At 45.2% G+C, this 20,115-nt stretch carries 19 protein-coding genes; 7 read left to right on the top strand and 12 right to left on the bottom strand.

From position 1 onward, the window contains the following. Positions 1-308: 308 nt before the first annotated feature. The gene (locus VIR50_RS00575) at positions 309-1,400 is read right to left on the bottom strand and encodes a metallophosphoesterase (protein ID WP_331933203.1); all 1,092 of its coding nucleotides are present in this window, start codon (positions 1,398-1,400) and stop codon (positions 309-311) included. Positions 1,401-1,565: 165 nt separating this feature from the next. Here VIR50_RS00575 and VIR50_RS00580 point away from each other — a divergent pair, with 165 nt between their 5' ends. Both VIR50_RS00580 and VIR50_RS00585 read left to right on the top strand, forming a co-directional pair. Continuing rightward, on the top strand, positions 1,566-2,258 hold the full coding sequence (locus VIR50_RS00580) for a response regulator transcription factor (RefSeq protein ID WP_331933204.1): 693 nt from the start codon (positions 1,566-1,568) through the stop codon (positions 2,256-2,258). Positions 2,259-2,269: 11 nt separating this feature from the next. Continuing rightward, the gene (locus VIR50_RS00585; protein WP_331933205.1) at positions 2,270-3,682 is read left to right on the top strand and encodes a sensor histidine kinase; all 1,413 of its coding nucleotides are present in this window, start codon (positions 2,270-2,272) and stop codon (positions 3,680-3,682) included. 138 nt (positions 3,683-3,820) lie between these two features. Here VIR50_RS00585 and VIR50_RS00590 read toward each other — a convergent pair whose 3' ends face one another. The 6 genes from VIR50_RS00590 to VIR50_RS00615 all read right to left on the bottom strand — a co-directional run bounded on the left by VIR50_RS00590 (position 3,821) and on the right by VIR50_RS00615 (position 9,170). Beyond that, positions 3,821-4,279 carry a hypothetical protein gene (locus VIR50_RS00590; protein ID WP_331933206.1) on the bottom strand — a complete coding sequence of 153 codons (459 nt, stop codon included), beginning with the start codon at positions 4,277-4,279 and terminating at the stop codon, positions 3,821-3,823. Positions 4,280-4,292: 13 nt separating this feature from the next. Continuing rightward, positions 4,293-4,802, bottom strand: a complete 510-nt coding sequence (locus VIR50_RS00595; protein WP_331933207.1) for a hypothetical protein — start codon at positions 4,800-4,802, stop codon at positions 4,293-4,295. Between the two features lie 742 nt (positions 4,803-5,544). Next, positions 5,545-6,231, bottom strand: a complete 687-nt coding sequence (locus tag VIR50_RS00600; RefSeq protein WP_331933208.1) for a peptidylprolyl isomerase — start codon at positions 6,229-6,231, stop codon at positions 5,545-5,547. 10 nt (positions 6,232-6,241) lie between these two features. Next, positions 6,242-7,384, bottom strand: a complete 1,143-nt coding sequence (locus VIR50_RS00605; protein ID WP_331933209.1) for a cytochrome d ubiquinol oxidase subunit II — start codon at positions 7,382-7,384, stop codon at positions 6,242-6,244. Further along, a complete protein-coding gene (locus tag VIR50_RS00610; RefSeq protein ID WP_331933210.1) occupies positions 7,381-8,931 on the bottom strand; it encodes a cytochrome ubiquinol oxidase subunit I in 1,551 nt (516 codons plus the stop codon). Before VIR50_RS00610 ends, VIR50_RS00605 begins: the two co-directional genes overlap by 4 nt. Before the next feature lie 14 nt (positions 8,932-8,945). Beyond that, positions 8,946-9,170, bottom strand: a complete 225-nt coding sequence (locus VIR50_RS00615) for a DUF4492 domain-containing protein (RefSeq protein ID WP_331933211.1) — start codon at positions 9,168-9,170, stop codon at positions 8,946-8,948. Positions 9,171-9,361: 191 nt separating this feature from the next. Between VIR50_RS00615 and VIR50_RS00620 the strand changes: the two genes are divergently transcribed. The 5 genes from VIR50_RS00620 (at position 9,362) to VIR50_RS00640 (ending at position 15,370) form a co-directional block, all read left to right on the top strand. After that, on the top strand, positions 9,362-10,234 hold the full coding sequence (locus tag VIR50_RS00620) for a hypothetical protein (protein ID WP_331933212.1): 873 nt from the start codon (positions 9,362-9,364) through the stop codon (positions 10,232-10,234). Between the two features lie 127 nt (positions 10,235-10,361). Continuing rightward, positions 10,362-11,849 (top strand): TolC family protein, encoded by a 1,488-nt coding sequence (locus tag VIR50_RS00625; protein ID WP_331933213.1) that lies wholly within the window; start codon positions 10,362-10,364, stop codon positions 11,847-11,849. An 8-nt stretch (positions 11,850-11,857) separates the two neighbouring features. After that, entirely contained in the window at positions 11,858-12,847 is a 990-nt protein-coding gene (locus VIR50_RS00630) for an HlyD family secretion protein (protein WP_331933214.1), read from the top strand. 34 nt (positions 12,848-12,881) lie between these two features. Beyond that, a complete protein-coding gene (locus VIR50_RS00635; protein ID WP_331933215.1) occupies positions 12,882-14,045 on the top strand; it encodes an ABC transporter permease in 1,164 nt (387 codons plus the stop codon). A 95-nt stretch (positions 14,046-14,140) separates the two neighbouring features. Beyond that, the gene (locus VIR50_RS00640) at positions 14,141-15,370 is read left to right on the top strand and encodes an ABC transporter permease (RefSeq protein ID WP_414703511.1); all 1,230 of its coding nucleotides are present in this window, start codon (positions 14,141-14,143) and stop codon (positions 15,368-15,370) included. A gap of 80 nt (positions 15,371-15,450) precedes the next feature. On the opposite strand, the gene VIR50_RS00645 is transcribed toward VIR50_RS00640, so the two are convergent. The 5 genes from VIR50_RS00645 to VIR50_RS00665 form a co-directional block, all read right to left on the bottom strand. Beyond that, positions 15,451-16,557, bottom strand: coding sequence for a P-loop NTPase (locus VIR50_RS00645; RefSeq protein ID WP_331933217.1), 1,107 nt, complete (start codon positions 16,555-16,557; stop codon positions 15,451-15,453). 81 nt (positions 16,558-16,638) lie between these two features. Then, positions 16,639-17,409: a tRNA (guanosine(46)-N7)-methyltransferase TrmB gene (gene trmB / locus VIR50_RS00650; protein ID WP_331933218.1), complete on the bottom strand. Its 771-nt coding sequence runs from the start codon at positions 17,407-17,409 to the stop codon at positions 16,639-16,641. Positions 17,410-17,501: 92 nt separating this feature from the next. Continuing rightward, positions 17,502-18,116 (bottom strand): hypothetical protein, encoded by a 615-nt coding sequence (locus VIR50_RS00655; RefSeq protein ID WP_331933219.1) that lies wholly within the window; start codon positions 18,114-18,116, stop codon positions 17,502-17,504. A 12-nt stretch (positions 18,117-18,128) separates the two neighbouring features. Continuing rightward, positions 18,129-18,674, bottom strand: coding sequence for a hypothetical protein (locus VIR50_RS00660; RefSeq protein WP_331933220.1), 546 nt, complete (start codon positions 18,672-18,674; stop codon positions 18,129-18,131). Positions 18,675-19,010: 336 nt separating this feature from the next. Next, complete coding sequence (locus VIR50_RS00665) at positions 19,011-20,027, bottom strand: branched-chain amino acid aminotransferase (RefSeq protein WP_331933221.1); 1,017 nt, start codon at positions 20,025-20,027, stop codon at positions 19,011-19,013. Positions 20,028-20,115: the final 88 nt, after the last annotated feature.

Here is a 20,115-nt window from a genome sequence, read left to right on the forward strand (position 1 = left end):
GTCTAAAAAAACCTTTCATGTCAAAAATTGACGAGTCGTTTCTTTTACCCAAATACACATATATTATAAAATACACGTGCACTCGATTCTTGTACTACTACTTCTCTGTTTATGTAAAATTGTTCAAAGAACGCTTCTTTAATGCTATTCGTTTAAAAGCGAAAGCGTTTGCAAAGGTATAGCATTTATTGACACATTCCAAATATTTTCTTATTTATTTTTTATCTAACCCCCACTTTTTCCTAATTATTGACATAAATCAAATAAAAATAAGGCAAAAAAGAGATAAAACCAAGTTCAAAGCCATATCAACGTATTGTCAAAACAACATATTCTGACCGAGTGCCTATACGAAACTTACCACCCCAAATACCAATTCCACTCGATACATAATACCGCGTTTTTCCTTTTGTCAATGGGCCATAGGCATTTTCATACATCCAATCCTCAATCCAACTGATTGGCCACACTTGCCCATAATGAGTATGCCCACTAAATTGAAAATCCACTCCATTCCGTTCAGCTTCCTCTAAATGATAAGGTTGATGGTCCATAAGAAGAAGATATTTGGATTTGTCAACACCATCCATCAGTCGAGCTATCGACTTACGACGCTTATTAGTACGATCATCCCGGCCTATAACCATGACATCGTCATGCAACAACACCGAAGAATCACGCAGTAATTTTATCCCTGCTTCCTTATAAAACTTCTCAGTATTCGGCTCACCCGCATAATAATCGTGATTTCCCAAACAAGCATAAACCGGTGCGTTCAGCTTTCTAAATTCAGAAGCCATGTCCGCTTTCAGCAAAGGTTGCACACTGAAATCCACAATATCACCACCGATGAGCACCGCATCGGCATGTTCAGCATTTACCAACTCCACCCATTTAGCCAAATCTGCCCGTGTATTATGATAGCCCAAATGAAGATCGCTCAGCATAACAATCTTCAACGGTTGCTTCATAGCCTTATCAGACTTCAATTCCATAGATATTCTCACCTTATTATAATAATGGAGGTTGGCATAACTAAAAATACCAACTATAGCGAGGAATATAAGCAGACTTCCTTTCGCACTCGAATAAAACCAATCTATAGGATACCAACCTACCCACCTAAGCAAATCGACCAATAGGAATGCCATTACCAAATAGAGCAAAATAAAGATAGAAGAATAGCCCACCTCATAAAAAACACGAGCTAACCACGTAGGCAGACGGTCGAGTCCTACGATGAAATTAAAGAACATACAGAGAAATGACAATGCCATCGCTGCCAAAATCACACCTTTATATATATTGGCAAAAGGCAACATCACCCAAACATGCCACGCCACAAAACCGCATCCCAGCAAAGGGAGCAGGAAGAAAATTATTAACCACATTATGCTCATGCGACAAAGATAAAAAGAAAAATATATCTTAACCATTACCTCCACACAATATCTGTAACAAATATTCAACTTTCTGTAATATTTTTACAGGAATGTAATATGGCTAAGTTGTGAAACTACAAATTAATGTCTATTTTTGCAAACAGATAACCAATGAAAAGAAATATGGAGAATCAAAAGAATAAGATACTCGTAGTAGATGACGAATCGGATATTCGAGAAATTTTGAAATTCAATTTAGAAACATACGGCTACCTGACCGATACAGCCTCTTCTGCCGAGGAAGCGCTCACCAAGCCACTATCTTCTTTCGACCTTATTCTACTTGATGTCATGATGGGTGAAATGTCAGGCTTTGATTTGGCAGAAAAGCTAAAGAAAGATCCCGCCACAGCCCAAATTCCAATTATCTTCCTCACGGCCCTAAGCACAGAGAACGACACCGTGGAAGGTCTGAATCTTGGCGCCGATGATTACATTCCCAAACCTTTTTCCATCAGGGAACTGACCGCCAGAGTCAGAGCGGTCTTGAGACGAACGGACAATCAGACACAAACCAAAGATGCGCATATCATTCAATACGAAGGCCTTAAAGTAGATTTAGACCGCAAAATCGTTTATGTAGATAATCAGGAAGTCGCTTTTACCAAAACAGAATTTGAGCTCCTGACCACCCTACTTGGTGAAAAAGGACGTGTCTTCAGCCGCCAAGAACTCATCAGCAGGATATGGCCTAAAGACGTTTTGGTACTCGACCGCACCGTAGATGTCAATATTACACGCATGCGCAAAAAGATAGGACGCTACGCACAGTACCTACAAACCCGCTTGGGTTACGGCTATACCTTCAACGCATAATCTTTACTTTCATGTTTAAGCTCTCTGTCGGCCATCGACTCTATATCAGTGTGATGGCCCTTTTTCTTATTTATACGGCTTGCTTCATCATTTTTCAACACAACAGAGAGAAGCAATACAAGATAGATACGCTCAATCAAGAGCTTCAAGACTATAACCGCCACATGCACGAAGCGGTATTGAAAAAAGGCATTAGAAACGAGCAAGCACTTACTTCGTTCGTTACCGATCACTTGGAAAAGAACATCAGAGTGACGCTCATCGACCGGAAAGGCAACGTCTTCTACGATAACGAAATCAAGAACTACGCCCACATCGGCAATCATGCCAACCGTCCGGAGTTCATACAAGCCATAAAAAACGGTCAGGGACAAACCTTAGAACGCAAAAGTTCCACGCTCAGCCGCGAATATTTTTATTCAGCCACCTATTTTCCTAAAGAAGGCTATATCATTCGTACAGCCCTACCCTACAACGACTACCTTACCCAATCGCTACAAGCCGACCAACATTATATTTGGTTTGCCCTAATAGCTTTCTTCCTGCTCACATTTGTTCTCTATCGGTTCATCCGCCAATTGGCTAGAAACATTACCCAACTGCGCACCTTCGCATGGAGAGCCGACCACAACGAGAGCCTCGATATTGAGGAACTTATCAATTTTGAGGACGACGAGCTGGGAGAAATCGCCGAACGACTTATCAAACTCTACAAACGCCTGCAAAACACTCGCAAGGAACAAGACATCCTCAAGCGAGAACTCACCCAAAACATAGCTCACGAGCTAAAGACTCCCGTGGCAAGTATTCAAGGCTACTTGGAAACCATCATCAATACGCCCAACTTAACGGAGCAAACTCAAAAGCAATTCATGGAGCGTTGCTATGCCCAAAGCGTAAGGCTTACAACGCTATTACAAGACATTTCCATCCTCAACCGGCTTGACGATGGTTCACCTTATTTAAAGAGAGAAACGGTCAACATCGGCCTTCTTGTAAAACAAATAGGAGAAGAAACAGCCCTGCCGCTTCAGGAGAAGCACATGACATTCAACAACATGCTGCCCGAAGATATTATCATAACCGGCAACAAAACACTTCTCTACAGCATATTCCGTAACCTTACTGACAACGCTATAGCCTATGCCGGCCAAGGAACAACCATCACCCTAAAGGCAACCCGTGCAGAAACAGTATGGCAATTCACCTTCTTCGACAATGGTATCGGTATAGGTAAAGAACATCTTGACAGAATCTTTGAGCGTTTCTATAGGTTAGACAAAGGCCGTAGCCGTGAAAACGGAGGTACCGGATTGGGATTATCCATCGTGAAGAACGCCATTATTTTCCACGGAGGAACCATCCAAGTATGCAATCTTCCTACGGGTGGCCTGCGCTTCGACTTCACATTGGCGTGCCTATAGCCCCGTCCTCCCTACTTTATCTGCCCTCCATGAGCCTTATCGTATAGCTTGGAAAAGGTAAACATCCTCCTTCTCCAAGCTATATTCTTTTAACCAACCTTATTGGAATAGCTCGAGCCAATGGCGCAAGCTATGCGTTCAAGACTTCATTCTTGATACATATCCGTTATGGCGAAACCATTTATGCGCCCAATTCGGCACCATGAATATGTAGCCCGAAATATCTTCATGGGGAGCGCAGTCGAGTTGATTGCCAATAATGTCACCAGCCTCTTGTATGGTTGTACCATAAAGACGGGCCAACTCATCACGCAAAAGACTATAAGTTATAACGCGAATATTCGCCGCGTTAGGCTCTTGCCCATCCAGCAACGCCATTAGTTCAACCTTAGCGGGTATCCTCACTTTCGGGCCGACCCGCAAACCCTCAAAACTATACTCTCCATCAATCTTGTACATTGTGAAGCCCTCTCGACGGTTGCGCTCGTTACATTCCTCTGCCATCCGTCGAGCTATGGGATGAGTAATGCGTCGCAACACTTCCGGAATGATGGGCTGATGGCGCAGTTGACCGTAGGTATAACCTGTAATAGTCAAAACTTTCAAACACTTATTTGAACTCTATGCTCTCGAGCTTCTCTAACTCACTCAGGGCTACGGGCGGCTTGATATAATCTAATTCAGGCTTATTCAGGAGCTGCTTTTCCTCACCCATGGCAAATCCGAGCTTATATCCTACATTGTCAATCGTCGTTATAAACACATTGTCATACTCGGTATCATCGTCCAAAACGTACAACATGATTTTCTCATTATTGCCGGCAGCCGTAATCCAAGTATCCGTATGCTTCTTGGTAGTCCAAGCCTTCGCATGGAAACGCGTCTTAAAATCGGACGGATAATTGGCATAATTCACGAAGAAACAAAATATTTCAAACTCCATGTCATACGGAAAAGTAACGGCGAACTTCTTTTCCGACACTTTCACCAAGCGCATGATGGCCTGACAATTCTCAATGTTATACAAAGCGCAAAAGTCTTTCAGGATTTTCTTCACATCCTCCTCACCCGCGTCTTCTATCATAACGAGTTTGTCGTTCTCCACCTTATGAGCGGGCATAGTCCTGCTGACAGGTTTTCTTTCTTCTACTTTTTCCCGCTCGGATTTGTTTTTCGATTTATTCCAAACATACCACCCGATTGCCAACAAGGCGATTAATCCAAAAATTAAATAATCCTGATTCATTGTTAAAGATTTTCAAATTAGGTTCTTTTATTATTAAGTTAATAAGTCATTGATGGTACAAAGGTATCATTTTTCGCAAGTTTTACAAATTCTCATCAACCTTTTTTAATTATAGGAACAAAAAAATATTTGATGAAATATTAACGATAAACATGCTGATACACAGCAGAAAGCCATTGAAAAACGACTGCCCGCATGCTGATTTTATTTTACAAAAGACTTCAAAAAAGTCGAGTTATTTTAAAATAGAAAAACTTTGGACGGAAATATCGCATTTTATGGCTATTTTATAATCAAATGGTTACCAACCACTTAGCCATAAAACACGCTTTTCACGGCCTTTTACTATGCCTTGAAAGGCCCGTAACAACCTACCAACAGCGCCCTTTTGAGCCAATAAAAGCTATGCTTCGAGGTAGCAAGGGTAGCCCTTTTACTTCCTCGAAGCATAGCTTTCGTAATTCCGACACATGATTAACAACGCTCCGGCACGCCATATTGGCCGTCAGAGAACGTAGTTGCGCGATGGAAACATGCCGTTTATTTTCAGAAAAATATTTACATTTTCAAAATTCCTTCAGCCGTAACGCCACCCGGCCAACAGCCTTCCTTAGGGTTATTTCGTGACCACGGCCCTAAGGATTCTCACGTCTTGCAAAGGCCGGTCGTTCTTATCCGTTTCCACGCCCTCGATGTTTCGCACCACATCAAGTCCCTCAACGACCTCGCCAAACACCGTGTACTGCCCATCCAAATGGGGCGTGCCGCCTTGTTTGAAATAGGCCTCGCGCAATATTGGAGGTATCGTTATCCGTCCTTTCGTGGCCTTGTCGAGCCGAGCCTGCACATGGTCAATCATGTCCTCGCTGTACCGCCGCCCGTAGACTATGTAAAACTGGCTGGCCGAGGAGCGATATTCGGGATTGACGCCGTCGGGCTCACGGGCCGCCGCCACGGCTCCACGCTTGTGGTAGAGCTGCGGGTAGATAATCTCAGCAGGCAGCGTGTAGTCGGGCGAATAGTTACCCAAGAGCGCCTCGGGCCGTGCATGGCGTGAAGTGGAGTCGCCCGTCTGAATCATGAAACTGCTGATAACCCGATGGAACAGATTACCATCGTAATAGCCCTCGCGGGCCAACTTCAGGAAATTATCACGATGGCAGGGCGTCTCATTGTACAGCGCGATGCGGATATTGCCCATCGTTGTCTCTAAAAGAACCTCATGGCGCAGGGTGTCAATGCCCTGCGCCATGCTTGTGTAAGGCAGCAACATGGCTGCCAGAATCAAGAAGATTGATTTCATTCGTTATGGATTAATACACCTCGTCGTTATGAATTTCGTCGTGGGTCAGCTTCTTGCGGTCCATGGCACGCCACACATAGGAGATGTAGGCGATGACAAACGGAACCAGCAACGACACGTAGAACATCGTCTCCAGCGTGAACATGCTGCTCGAACTGTTCACGATGGTAAGGCTGCTTTGCAGGTCTGCGGTCGAAGGATAGTAGGCCGTGTGGTTCCATCCCACGCAAAGGAGCAATGCCTGCACCACCAACACCACGCCAATGCCGGCCGGCCAAATGCCCCGCACGTAGCTATCGGCTATCAAAGTCTTGATAACACCGTAGAGAAGCGCCACGACGCCCACCAAAAGGATGAGCAACAGATACCACATTTCGATGAGATTATCGAGATATTTGAAAGGTTGCATGTAGATTTCGCCCGTAGTCGCGTCGTAAGCGAAGCCTTCCTTGAACAGCGTACGGATGAAGAAGGAGAGGAAAAGCACGAGGAAAGGCACCACATTGTAAAGCAAATGCTTGCGACTACGCTGACGGATGGCGTCATCATCCACATTATTTATAATATAGAGAATGCCCAACACCCGGGCCAAAAAGAAGACCGCGAAGCCAAATATCAGGTTCCAAGGGTCGAGCAGCGCGTCAAGTCCGTTGCTGGCATTGGCCCAATGGCTGATAACGGGCTGCAAACCGTCCGTTATATTCATCTTGTCGACCATGAAATTGCTGCCATTGAAGAACGTGGCCACGGCGCCACCCAGCAATAAGGGGCCTACTATGCCGTTGACGATGAGCAGCCATTGGAATGTGCGTGTGCCCAAGATATTGCCCAATTTGTTTTGGAACTCATAGCTCACGGCCTGCATCACGAAAGTGAACAGTATAATCATCCACAACCAATACGCGCCTCCGAAGCTCGTACTGTAAAACAATGGGAACGAGGCAAAGAAGGCTCCACCGAACGTAACCAGCGTTGTGAACGTTATTTCCCACTTGCGTCCCGTGGAATTGATGACCAATCGGCGCTCATCGGGCGTGTGTCCCAAGCTGAATATCAAAGAATTGGCTCCCTGAACGAACATGAGGAACACCAAAAGGGCACCCAACAAGCTCACCACGAGCCACCAATAGTGTTGTAAAAACGAGTATGTCATGCTTTAGGGGCCTCCATCCCCTTACGAATTTGCTTAAATAAGATATTGATTTCCACGACAAGCATGGTTGTGAACAAGGCTAGGAAGATGAAGAATGTCAAGATAACGCTGCTTGAATGCAAATCGCTCACGGCGGCCCATGTGGGCAACATGTCCTGAATAGTCCAAGGTTGACGGCCCATTTCGGCTACTATCCAGCCCGACTCGCTACATATATAGCCCAGCGGAACCAACACGATAGCCACGATAAACAGCCAACGCCACTTGGGATCGCTGATATTTTGGCGCCAAGACACGTGTCCTATAACGAGGAAGAACAAGATAAACAAACATCCCAAGCCCACCATGATTCTGAAAGCCCAGAAGTTTATGGGGATATTGGGTACTATCTGATCGGCGTTTTTCACGTAACCATAACCGAAATACTGTATATTGTCGGCCACGGCCTTACGCACTTTCTCGCTCTTGTCGCCATTGCGGTATTGTTGCAAAGCCGTGATGGCCTTCTGCCCCATCGCTATCTTTTCTTTCAAAGAGGGCTGTCGCTTTCCTGAATTGTCCGTATATCCGTTGATAATGTCGTTCACGCCGGGCACATAACCATGGAAATCACGCGTTGCCAAGAACGACAAGCCGTAAGGAATGCCTATCTTCAAGGGTGCTTCTTTCTGATTCGCGTAGTCGGGTTGGCCAAATGGGCTTACCCAAGCCACGGCAGTCAGGCTCTGATCCTTACCTCCGTTGTACAAGGCTTCCATCGCCGCCAGCTTCATAGGCTGCACTTTGGCCACCGTGTAGGCCGACTCGTCGCCGGTAATAGCCGCCAGCAACGAGGCCACAAGGCCTACGACAGAGGCTATCTTTATGCTTTCAACGGCCAGTTTGTGCTCTCTGTTCTTCAAAAGGTACCAGCAACTGACGCCCACCGTGAACAAAGCACCGATAATCCATGCGGAGGTGACCGTATGACAGAACTTGCTTACAGCGAAAGGAGACAGCGCCACGTCGACGAAAGAGCTCATTTCAAAGCGCATGGTGTCGGGATTGAAAGTCTGGCCGATAGGATATTGCATCCACGCATTGGCCACAAGAATCCACCAAGCGGAGATTGTGGCGCCCAGACCGGTAAGCCATGTGGAAGCCAAATGGAAGCCCGGAGACACTTTTTTCCATCCAAAGAACATCACGGCTACGAATGTTGACTCCATGAAGAAGGCCACAATACCCTCTATGGCCAACGGTGCGCCAAAGATGTCGCCTACAAACCACGAGTAATTACTCCAATTGGTACCAAACTCAAACTCCAAGATGATACCCGTAGCCACACCCATGGCAAAGTTGATTCCGAACAATGACTGCCAAAACTTGGCCGCGTCTTTCCAAAAACGCTTCTTAGTACGGTAGTAACAGGTCTCAACGATTCCCATGATAATGGCAAGGCCTAATGTCAAAGGCACAAACAGCCAGTGATAAATGGCCGTTAAGGCAAACTGGGCCCTCGACCAATCAACAGTGGCACTCGTAATGTCTAATAATAGATTTAACATAGTTATAATAAGATTTAATGATTTGCGCGTTCTATCAACTCCTTCCCCACAAACTCATTCTCGTGCCCCGCACGGCTGTTTTGCTTAATATAATTGGGAAAGAAAAAAACTTTAAGGATGGCAAACATGATAAACAACTTGATAAAAATAATGGTCCATAAAGTCTTACCCAGCGTCATTTGCCGGAATCCGTCGTAATATAAATGATAGACTTTATAGAAGAAACCACGGTATGTCATATAAAGTTTTAACTAAGTTAGCGATTGAAGCGGTCGTAAAAGTACAAATTTAATTTTAATGTTGTCCTATTTTTCCCTAAAAATGTCAAAATTTAATATTATAAAGGTTTGCTCCATGGTTTTTCTTTGCCAGTTAATAGAAAAACTATATTTTTGCAATGAGCAACAAATAAAGTTTTTTTAGTTTCGTTATGAATAAAAAAATTATTATCCCGATGGTCCTTATCGGGCTTTTATTAATAAGTGGTATTGTTTATTTAGGTTTGAGTTTAAATAAACAAAAGCAAGAAAACAAGGCTATGCAGGAATTGGCTGAGCTTGATAAAAAGGAAATGGAGAACGAGTATCAGCAGTTTGCCAATCAGTATAGTGAAATGAAAACGCAGATTACCAACGACTCCATTGTTGCCCAACTCACCGCTGAACAAGAAAAAACACAACGTTTGCTCGATGAACTGCGCCGTGTCAAGAGCAGCGACGCACGAGAGATAGCTCGCCTGAAGAAGGAGTTGGCCACCGTACGTGCCGTTTTGAGAAGCTATGTACTGGAAATTGACTCCTTGAACCGGCTCAATCAGAACCTCACCGCGGAGAATACACGCGTCAAAGGACAATATGAGGAGGCCACAAGGCAAATCGAAGGCTTGAACACAGAGAAGGCCTCGCTGAGCGAGAAGGTGGCCATCGCCGCCCAGCTCGACGCCGTTGGTATTTCATTGCAGGCTAAGGACAAGCGTGGAAAGGACACCAAGAAGCTCAGCAAATGCAGGGCATTCCAAGTGAACTTCAGCATAGCCAAGAACGTTACGGCAGGAAATGGCACCAAAGACATTTATGTGAGAATCATGTCGCCGTCAGGTAACTTGTTGGGAAATGCCGGTTCATTTGATTATGAGAACAAAACATTGCAATGCTCGATGAAGAGAAGCGTTGAATATGGCGGACAGGAAACGCCGGTAACGATGTATTGGCAAGTCAACCAAGCCTTGGAGGCCGGCACATACAATGTTAGTGTGTTTGCCGATGGCAACATGATAGGTTCCCGGAGTTTCACTTTCAATTAATCTTTTTTATAAGATAAGTCTTTCCAAATAGGCCTCATAATAGGTAGAAGATATTTGCTAACGACAATATAAGAAGTTTATTACAAACTTTCTTTTTATATAAAGCGTTTTATTTAGCCAAAATAGAATGAGGAAATTATTAACATTTTTCATGCTTGCGGGTTGCGTCTTGCCAATGGAAGCGCAGCGCACATTAAGCCTTGACAGTTGCCGGGCGTTGGCGCTACGCAACAACAAGCAGCTCAACGTGACCCGTTTCAAGCAAGAAGCAGCCAAGAACATACGTAAAGCTGCGAAAACAAAGTACCTGCCGAAGGTCGATGCGCTTGGCACATACCAATATTACAGCAAAGAAATATCGCTGTTGGACAATGATAGCAAGGATGCGCTCAACCATTTTGGCACCAATGTAAGCACCGCCGCGGGCAACAACCTCACTAACCTCATAGGTGGGCTGGCCCAACAAGGTATCATCAGTCCGGCCATGGCCCGGCAAATGGGTGGGCTTATCAGCCAAATCGGCGGTCCGATAGCCCAAGCCGGCGACCAATTAGGTCAAAACATAACTGATGGTTTGCGCACGAACACCCATAACATCTTTGCCGGCGCGATTATGTTAAGGCAACCCGTCTTCATGGGAGGTGCCATCATTGCGGCCAATAAGATAGCGGCCATCAATGAGCAGTTGTCCGACAACAGCTCAGATCTTGTTCGTCAGGCCACGCTTTACAGCATAGACCAAACTTATTGGCTCGTAGTTTCGCTGCGAGAGAAAGAGAAATTGGCTGTGAGCTATCACAAATTAGTTTCCAAACTGTCCGAAGACGTCAAGAAAATGATAAAGGAAGGCGTGGCCACACGGGCCGACGGACTGAAAGTTGACGTAAAGGTGAATGAGGCGGAGATGCAAATCACGCAAATAGAAAATGGCCTATCGCTATCAAAGATGTTGCTTTGTCAGCTTTGCGGTTTGCCTTTGGATGAACAAATAACGCTTGCGGACGAGAACAAAGAGATTCTGACGGTGCTTTCTACCGATGATTCTGTTCAGTCCAACGCCGCTACCGAGAACCGGCCGGAGCTACGTATGCTGCAAAATGCGGTAGACATCAGCAAGGAAGCGACCAAGATTATCAGGGCCGCTTACCTGCCCCAAGTATTGCTTACCGGTGGATATATCGTATCAAATCCTAATGTTTTGAATGGATTTGAGCGTAAGTTCTCCGGTCTATGGAACGTAGGAGTCATGGTAAGGGTGCCCGTTTGGAACTGGTTTGAAGGTTCTTATAAGGTCAGAGCTTCAAAACTGGCCACCAGCATGGCCGAAATGGAATTCAATGATGCCAAAGAAAAGATTGATTTACAGGTGGCTCAAAGTCAGTTTAAGGTGAAAGAAGCCCACAAAAGACTGATTATGGCCAACAAGAATATCAAGAGCGCGGAGGAAAACTTGCGCTGTGCTAACTTGGGATTCCGTGAAGGTGTCATGCAGACAACCGATGTCATGGCCGCGCAAACGGCATGGCAAATGGCACAAAGTCAAAAAATTGACGCGGAAGCCGACTATAAACTTGCGCTTGTTAACTTGGAGAAATCATTGGGAACACTTAATTAATTGAGATCATGTCAGCAAAATCACAACATAATAACATTCTTTTGGCCGTGATAGGGTTCGCAGCCGTCGTCGTTATCGTGGCCATCATCGGCTTCCTTACCTTGGAACGCGGGGATGATACCATACAAGGAGAAATTGAAGTTTCGGAATATAGGGTTTCCAGTAAGCTCCCCGGACGCGTTGTTGAAATACGTGTGAAGGAAGGGGACTACGTACATAAAGGTGATACCTTGGCCATATTGGAAGTTCCTGAGGTAGATGCACAGAAGAAAGTTATGCAGGCTACCGGCGAAGCTACCAAGGCTATGGAGGATCTAACCAATGCCGGAGCGCGCAAAGAACAAATCCAAGGCGCTTTTGAACTTTATCAGCAGGCCATGGCCGCTTCGGAAATAGCGAGAAAGACCTACACTCGCATGCAGAACTTATACGATGAAGGCGTCATCAGTGGGCAGAAACGTGATGAAGCTTTTGCGGCTTTCAAGGCTACGGAAGCGCAGGTTAAAGCTGCCAAGAGCCAATACGACATGGCCCGCAATGGCGCTCGAGAACAAGAAAAACGAATGGTTGCCAGCCATGCGCAGGCCGCAAAAAGCGCTGTTGATGTGGTCAGCTCACTTTTAAAGGAGACAGTTCAAGTGGCACAAGTCGATGGTGAGGTCAGCGAAATCTATCCAAAGGTTGGTGAATTGGTAGGTATAGGCTCTCCCATCATCAGCATTTCCGTGATGAAAGACATGTGGGGAACGTTCAACGTGCGTGAAGACCGACTTGAGAACCTCAAGATGGGACAGTCATTCACGGCCTTTGTCCCCGCATTCAATAAAGAACTGAAACTCAAAGTGTACTATATCAAGGACCAAGGGTCCTATGCCGTGTGGAAAGCAACGAAGTCCAGCGGCCAATATGACTTAAAAACATTCGAGGTAAAGGCCCGTCCGGTCACACCTTTTGAAGGCTTGCGTCCGGGTATGTCGCTCATCATCAAGAATAAATAGTTTTTTCATTATACTTAGAGGATAAAGCTACAGCATGCTGAAAAGACTCTACCATATAGCGCTTCGTGAATGTGGTATCATGTGGAAAAACCCCATCTACGGTTTTTGCATGGTGATATTTCCCGTCATTGTCATTCTTTTCTTCACCTCATTGATGAAAGAAGGAGTGCCGACAGACATGCCCATAGGTGTGGTTGACGCGGATAATACGGCTACTTCACGTGCGATGATTCATAAGCTCGACGCTTTTCAAACCTCAAAGGTTGTTGCCCATTACGAGAACGCTAACGAAGCACGCAAAGCTATCCAGCGAAATGAGATCTATGCCTACCTTCTTATACCCGAAGGAACAACCCGTGGCCTCGTCAACGGCTCACAACCGAAAATTTCTTTCTACTATAGCAATGTCACACTTGCCGCAGGTTCCATGCTCTTTCGTGACCTTAAAACCATTGCTACATTAGGTTCGGCCTCCGTAGGAATGACAAAACTCGCGGCAACAGGCAAGACCAACGAGGAGATAAAGACGTCCTTGCAGCCCATTGCCATAGATTTACACATGCTCGGCAACCCTTGGGCCAGCTACAATATCTACCTCAGCACGGTCATGATACCGGGTGTACTCATGATATTTGTGTTTCTGATAACGCCCTACTCGTTAGGTACGGAACTCAAATTCAAACGTTCACGCCAGCTTATGGCCATGGCTTCCAACCGAACATGGGTAGCTATCGTTGGCAAACTGATACCTCAATTCCTTATTTTCATTACTATTTTCCTTGGATTTGAGTTCTATATCTACCACACATTAGGCTTTCCACACCCCGGCGGAACCATTCCTATTTTGGTACTCGGGCTCCTTTCGGTTCTCTCCGCACAAGCCTTCGGCGTATTTATCTTTGGTCTCATGCCCTCACTCCGCATGTCTATGAGCGTCTGTTCCCTATGGTCAGTCGTCAGTTTCTCGGCTTGCGGCGCCACCTATCCTATCTTTGCCATGGACTCCATGATAGAATCCATTGCCCAACTATTCCCTTTGCGTCACTATTACATGATATATCAAATATGTATATTCAATGATTTCCCGGCCAGTGACGCATGGTTCAACTTTATGGCGTTAGGCATTTTCATCGCCTTACCGGTGTTCGTGCTCCGCAACATTAAGAAAGCCATGCTGCTCTATGTATATATCCCATAGCGTGGTTGGTACATATATAATATAAGAATCACTTAACTTACAAGACCTTGAACAAAGAATCATTATTATATAAGATAACGAATGGCCTGAGAGACATGTGTTACATCTGGGCAAAAGAAATGCGTTCCACCATCACCGATGAGGGAGTGCTCATCTTCTTCATCCTTGTGCCACTCGCCTATCCGCTGCTTTATTCTTGGATTTATAATAATGAAGTGGTGAGAGAAGTGCCCGTCGCCATCGTAGATCAAAGCCACAGCCATACCAGCCGTGAGTTTATCCGCGCTTTCGACGCCGCTCCCGACACCAAGGCGGCCTACTATTGTGCCAGCATTAATGAGGCCCGAGAGCTTGTGGGCAAGCAAGTAGTACACGGTTATCTGTACTTTCCAAAAGATTTTGACCAAAAACTCTTCCGTGGCGAGCAGTCACATGTCAGTGTCTTTTGCGACATGAGTCTCATGCTTACCTATAAAGCTATTTACCAGACGGCCCTCATCGTGTCGCAAAATATCAATGCCCACATTCAAATAGCGGCCTCAAAAGGGTTTACCAACCGTGATGATGAGATAACAACCAAGCCACTCGACTTCGACGAGGTGCCTATCTTCAACACGACGGGAGGCTATGGAAACGCCATCATTCCGGGCGTGCTCCTGCTCATCTTGCAACAAACACTACTCTTAGGAATAGGCCTTGCCGCCGGAACAGCCCGTGAAAACAATCGCTACCAAGACCTCGTGCCCATCAGCAAGCATTACGTGGGAATCTTCCGTATCGTATTAGGGAAAGCCTTGTGCTACTTTATGGTCTATCTCGTTATGGGCACCTATCTCACATTGGCCGTGCCTCGTATGTTCGGCTTCACGTCAATGATTACAATGATCGACCTCTTCGGGCTGCTTATACCTTATATATTATCGTGCACATTCTTTGGTATGGCACTGTCATGCGTAGTGCGTTATCGTGAGAATGTCATGCTGCTGGTCGTGTTTACCTCCATTCCCATGCTGTTCATGACCGGTATTTCATGGCCTCAATCCAATATTCCCGGCGTGTGGCAAGGCGTTTCTTGGCTATTCCCCTCTACCTTTGGCGTTCGGGGATTCTTACGCTTGAGTAGCATGGGAGCCAATCTTTCCGACATTCTTCCCGAATACCAAGCACTATGGATTCAGGTTGTGGCCTACTTCTTCCTTACTTGCGCCGTTTATCGCAGCCAACTGAAGCAGACCCGTACCCATGCTTCTAACCAAATCGACATGATCAAGCAGAAGGCCAAAGAGGCCAAGCAACGCAAAATCGCTAACAATCCAGCCTCGTAACCTCATTTTAATAACAAAACAAAAAGTCCCGTTGCTCATCATAAAAGCAACGGGACTTTCCTTTAACCGCTTGTCAAATTTTATTTGATCGTAACGTCCACAATCTGCGTGGGAGCCTTTTCCTTGTTGCGGCGATTGACAAACGTCACCACCGACTGCGCCAAACTCAAGAACGCCTGCCCCGTAACGGTATCCACCTTTGTGGCCGACGGCTCACCGTCATCACCACTCTCACAGATACTTTGCACGATGGGTAGCTGGGCCAACAGTGGCACATTCAGCTCCTCGGCCAATTTCTTACCGCCATCGCGGCCGAAAATATAATACTTATTCTCGGGCAATTCGGCCGGCGTAAAGTAGGCCATGTTCTCTACCAAGCCCAAAATAGGCACATCCACCTTGTCGTTCTTATACATGTCAATCCCCTTACGAGCGTCTGCCAAGGCCACTTTCTGCGGCGTACTTACAATTACCGCACCCGTAATGGCCAACGTCTGCAAAAGCGTAAGGTGAATATCGCTCGTTCCGGGAGGCGTATCGAGGATGAAATAATCCAATTCGCCCCAATCGGCGTCGGCTATCAACTGTTTCAAAGCTGACGTTGCCATGCCTCCCCGCCACAAGGTAGCCGTGTCAGGGTCAACAAAGAAGCCGATACTAAGCAACTTCACGCCATATTTTTCTATGGGCTCTATCAATTGACGACCATCTTTCTCCACGCCATAAGGGCGTGCATCCTCCACACCAAACATCTTTGGCATGGACGGACCAAAGATGTCCGTATCGAGCAGACCAACTTTATAGCCCAACTTTGCCAGCGCAATGGCCAGATTGGCTGACACCGTGCTCTTTCCTACGCCACCTTTACCGGAGCTCACAGCTATGATATTCTTCACGTCGGGTAACATCTTACCCACTTCCGGACGCGGTTTCGACTTGTATTCCAACTCTATTTCCACCTCCACATCTTTATCCACATGATAATGAATGGCAGCCTCGGCCGCCTTGACGGTCGATTTCAAGAAAGGATCGGTCTCACGAGGAAAGAGCAAAACGATTTTCACCTTCATGCCGTTAATGCTCGGCGTATCGGCCAACATCTCACTCTCAATCAAATTTTTCTTTGTTCCGGGATAGACAACCGTTGCCAACGCATCGGTTATCAGCTTAGGATATAATGTCTTCATATTATCTATAAACTAATGTCTGTGTAAAAATAATGATAAAAAATAACTTTCCGCGGCCCCTTTCCTACCTATTTCCACCAATTATTTGGCAGCGTCCAAACTACTGCGCTTGGGCCGATGATAGCTTCGATAGTCGTCAAGCGGAATCTCAACGTCGGGTTCTTGCAGCTCAACGCCGTGGGGCAACCTGAATTTCAGGTATTTTATGTTCAGTCCGCGCTCTATCCACATGCTCTCATAATAAGTCTGTATCGACAGAATCTTACGCGTTTCGTCGTCAATACCCTCCGTATGATAAAGGTCTTCCGTACGCAACAAGATGGGCAAACGGTTCAACTCAACCATCAACCGTGTATAAGTAAAGAGGAAATTAGAGTCGGTTTTCAAATGAATCGTGCCCCCGTCAACGAGGAATTTGCGATAACGATTCATAAAGAAAGTAGAAGTCAGTCGCTTATGAGGGTTCTTCATCTGCGGATCAGAGAAGGTAAGCCATATCTCCTGCACCTCATCCGCCGCGAAGAAGCGGTCGATAATTTCGATACTTGTACGCAAGAAAGCCACATTCTTCTGCCCTTCTTCCAACGCTTTCTTGGCACCCGTCCACATACGGGCACCCTTTATGTCTACGCCAATAAAGTTTATCTCCGGGTAAAGTTTGGCTAATTCCACCGTGTATTCGCCCTTGCCGCAGCCCAATTCCAACACAATGGGGTTATCATTCTTGAAATATTGCTCACGCCAATGGCCCTTCATGTCAAATGGCACATTGTCGATTACAGAGAACGGATATTGAAACACATTCTCAAACTCTTCCATTTCGGCAAACTTTGCCAACTTTCCTTTTCCCATAAACCTTACTTATTTTAGACTACAAAGGTAAGGATAAATTTATGAAAGCGCAAAAAAGCCCGCCGATAAGCGTATCGGCGGGCTAAAACATATCAGTTTTTCTCTTCTACTTCTTGCATTAATCGTTCATAAGCTTTAAACTCTTCTCCATCCATATCATACGTAGCGACTATATTTTGAAGCTCTTTATCAAATACGTACAACGCACGTCCCAGCATAATTTGGCCGGCATTATTCTTTGCCCTATAAGAATGAATAGCCTTATAACCAATAAATTCCGGCTTTTTCTGCAACATTTTTCTTATTCCTAAGACAACTTTCTTTGTCTTTTCCTCTGTTATTTTTATCCTGCTTACGGCTTCATTATATTCACTACGCGCCTCTTCATATCCATTTTTCTCATAAGAACCCATCGAGTGGCTATCCTCATAAAGTGACATTTTCATTTTTGCAAGCTTAGCCTCCTCTTCTGCTTGCATGATAGTCTTACCATATTGCATGACAGTAAATGAACTTTCGATAAGTTCCACTTGGTCATAAGGCGTAAACGCACTGTCTAATTGAGTTTCCACCGGCTCATAACTATCTACAACTATGAGCGTTTTTTTCATATCTTCCTCGATTAAAGCCTCTGCCTTACTTTCTTCTGAGAGATTACATGACGCAAAAACAATTGACGCCAATGCTAAAAATAAAAGTTTCTTCATGATTCTTTAATATTATAAGTCTTCACCATTGGCTTGATTAAAGCCATTATCATAAAATATAGCAATACGATATTCTCCCTTAGTTTCAAGTATTGCAAACCAAACTAACCGTTTTGTTAAATCATTATCATGCGGTAATTGTCCATAAGTAGCTTGATAACTCTTTGAATGTATGGACATTTCATAAGAAATATCCTCATCTTCCGACAATCTGTTTGCATCTATGGGAAAATATTTAGGATTATTCCCAAATTGTTCACAAAGTGTATTATACCTGATCTTTATTTGTCCTTCGTCAAGAAATACCTGCTCCATCACAGCAATTCTCCATACCTTATTATTATTTGTTAATACGAAAAGATGAACACTCTTCCCATTAAACTGCCCCTCTAAACAATCATCTACACTATTGTACGTAAAGCCCTTAGCCTTTAATTTCTGAATCATGGTTCTCTTGGTTCCATCTACAGGAATACCTAAAAACTTGGTAACATTGTTTTGCGCATACAAAACGACAGATAGCATACATGCTAAAATAACTAACAAAAACTTCTTCATACTGTCTAACATTAGGTTACTATTTATTTAAAATCAAATCAAAACCCAATCTACTCACAGCAAAACACAAAAAAGGCGCAGGCTTTCACCATACGCCTCACGGTTCACCACAAACCACAACTGTATATGGGAAAACCTGCACCAATTATGGTACAAGTCCCAATAACAGTTGTTTGCTCATCTCGGTGGTGATTGTGAGGCTATTGAGCAAATAAAAAGTCGTGCCCCAAAAGAGGCACGACACAAAGATAATGCTTTTTTATAAAAGAGCCAATAGGCTGTAAACTTTTTTATGCAAAGCCTCAAAGATTACTTCAAAACCCTGCCATAATCCCATTACTCTATAACAACGGTGGTCCATCCATGCTTATCCTCGATGGTACCATACTGTATTCCACGCAAGGTTTCATAAAGTTTGGTAGACCATGGGCCGGGCTTATCGCCGAAATGGTAAATCTTTCCGGTATCCATATCATCCAACTGTGAGATTGGAGAAATAACGGCAGCCGTACCACAAGCGCCGGCTTCCTCAAATGTTTCGAGCTCTTCCTCGGGCACCGGACGACATTCCACCTTCAACCCCAAGTCCTCGGCTATCTGCATAAGGCTCTTATTGGTAATCGAAGGCAGGATTGACGTGCTCTTAGGCGTTACATACGTATTGTTCTTGATACCGAAGAAATTGGCCGCGCCGCACTCATCCACGTACTTCTTTTCCTTTGAATCCAAATAGAACTCGCTGCCATAACCCTGCGAAGCCGCAATGGTATGGGCCCTCATGGAGGCCGCATAGTTGCCACCAACCTTGTAAGTACCCGTTCCGAGTGGCGCCGCACGGTCGTAACCACGGATGATGGCGTACTTATTACATGAGAAACCACCCTTGAAATAAGGGCCTACGGGCGTCACGAAGATAAGAAAACAGTACTCCTTAGCCGGATGTACACCCACTTGGGCACTCGTACCGATAAGCAACGGACGGATATAGAGCGTGGCACCGCTTTCGTACGTGGGCACGAACTCTTGATTAAGACGCACTACTTTCTTGACCATCTCAACGAACATTTCGGTCGAAACCTCGGGCATTACTATGCCTCGGCAGGTCGATTGCAGGCGGGCCGCGTTCTCCTCAACACGGAATATGCGCACTTTCCCGTCAGGACAGCGATAAGCTTTCAAGCCCTCGAAGGCTTCCTGACCATAATGCAGGCACGTGGCAGCCATGTGCAACTTCAGATATTCATCAGAGCAAACCTCTATTTCGCCCCACTTGCCGTCCTTATAATAGCAGCGTACATTGTAGTTTGTCGGCATGTATCCGAATGACAAGCTCGACCAATCGATATTCTTCATAACATTAAAGTTTATTATTCCATGTTGTAGTCTTTCACAAAAGTACGAATAAAAACGATTATTCGCAACTATCTGCCCGGTTATTTCC

It is taken from the genome of Prevotella sp. (assembly GCF_036570325.1).
Taxonomy (GTDB): domain Bacteria; phylum Bacteroidota; class Bacteroidia; order Bacteroidales; family Bacteroidaceae; genus Prevotella.

What these genes read in the sequence shown, in the direction of transcription:
- VIR50_RS00575 (WP_331933203.1), bottom strand. Translation starts at nt 1,400, where the DNA reads ATGAGCATAATGTGGTTAATAATTTTCTTCCTGCTCCCTTTGCTGGGA.
- VIR50_RS00580 (WP_331933204.1), top strand. Translation starts at nt 1,566, where the DNA reads ATGGAGAATCAAAAGAATAAGATACTCGTAGTAGATGACGAATCGGAT.
- VIR50_RS00585 (WP_331933205.1), top strand. Translation starts at nt 2,270, where the DNA reads ATGTTTAAGCTCTCTGTCGGCCATCGACTCTATATCAGTGTGATGGCC.
- VIR50_RS00595 (WP_331933207.1), bottom strand. Translation starts at nt 4,802, where the DNA reads ATGCCCGCTCATAAGGTGGAGAACGACAAACTCGTTATGATAGAAGAC.
- VIR50_RS00600 (WP_331933208.1), bottom strand. Translation starts at nt 6,231, where the DNA reads ATGAAATCAATCTTCTTGATTCTGGCAGCCATGTTGCTGCCTTACACA.
- VIR50_RS00605 (WP_331933209.1), bottom strand. Translation starts at nt 7,384, where the DNA reads ATGACATACTCGTTTTTACAACACTATTGGTGGCTCGTGGTGAGCTTG.
- VIR50_RS00610 (WP_331933210.1), bottom strand. Translation starts at nt 8,931, where the DNA reads ATGTTAAATCTATTATTAGACATTACGAGTGCCACTGTTGATTGGTCG.
- VIR50_RS00615 (WP_331933211.1), bottom strand. Translation starts at nt 9,170, where the DNA reads ATGACATACCGTGGTTTCTTCTATAAAGTCTATCATTTATATTACGAC.
- VIR50_RS00620 (WP_331933212.1), top strand. Translation starts at nt 9,362, where the DNA reads ATGAATAAAAAAATTATTATCCCGATGGTCCTTATCGGGCTTTTATTA.
- VIR50_RS00625 (WP_331933213.1), top strand. Translation starts at nt 10,362, where the DNA reads ATGAGGAAATTATTAACATTTTTCATGCTTGCGGGTTGCGTCTTGCCA.
- VIR50_RS00630 (WP_331933214.1), top strand. Translation starts at nt 11,858, where the DNA reads ATGTCAGCAAAATCACAACATAATAACATTCTTTTGGCCGTGATAGGG.
- VIR50_RS00635 (WP_331933215.1), top strand. Translation starts at nt 12,882, where the DNA reads ATGCTGAAAAGACTCTACCATATAGCGCTTCGTGAATGTGGTATCATG.
- VIR50_RS00640 (WP_414703511.1), top strand. Translation starts at nt 14,141, where the DNA reads ATGTGTTACATCTGGGCAAAAGAAATGCGTTCCACCATCACCGATGAG.
- VIR50_RS00645 (WP_331933217.1), bottom strand. Translation starts at nt 16,557, where the DNA reads ATGAAGACATTATATCCTAAGCTGATAACCGATGCGTTGGCAACGGTT.
- trmB (WP_331933218.1), bottom strand. Translation starts at nt 17,409, where the DNA reads ATGGGAAAAGGAAAGTTGGCAAAGTTTGCCGAAATGGAAGAGTTTGAG.
- VIR50_RS00655 (WP_331933219.1), bottom strand. Translation starts at nt 18,116, where the DNA reads ATGAAGAAACTTTTATTTTTAGCATTGGCGTCAATTGTTTTTGCGTCA.
- VIR50_RS00660 (WP_331933220.1), bottom strand. Translation starts at nt 18,674, where the DNA reads ATGAAGAAGTTTTTGTTAGTTATTTTAGCATGTATGCTATCTGTCGTT.
- VIR50_RS00665 (WP_331933221.1), bottom strand. Translation starts at nt 20,027, where the DNA reads ATGAAGAATATCGATTGGTCGAGCTTGTCATTCGGATACATGCCGACA.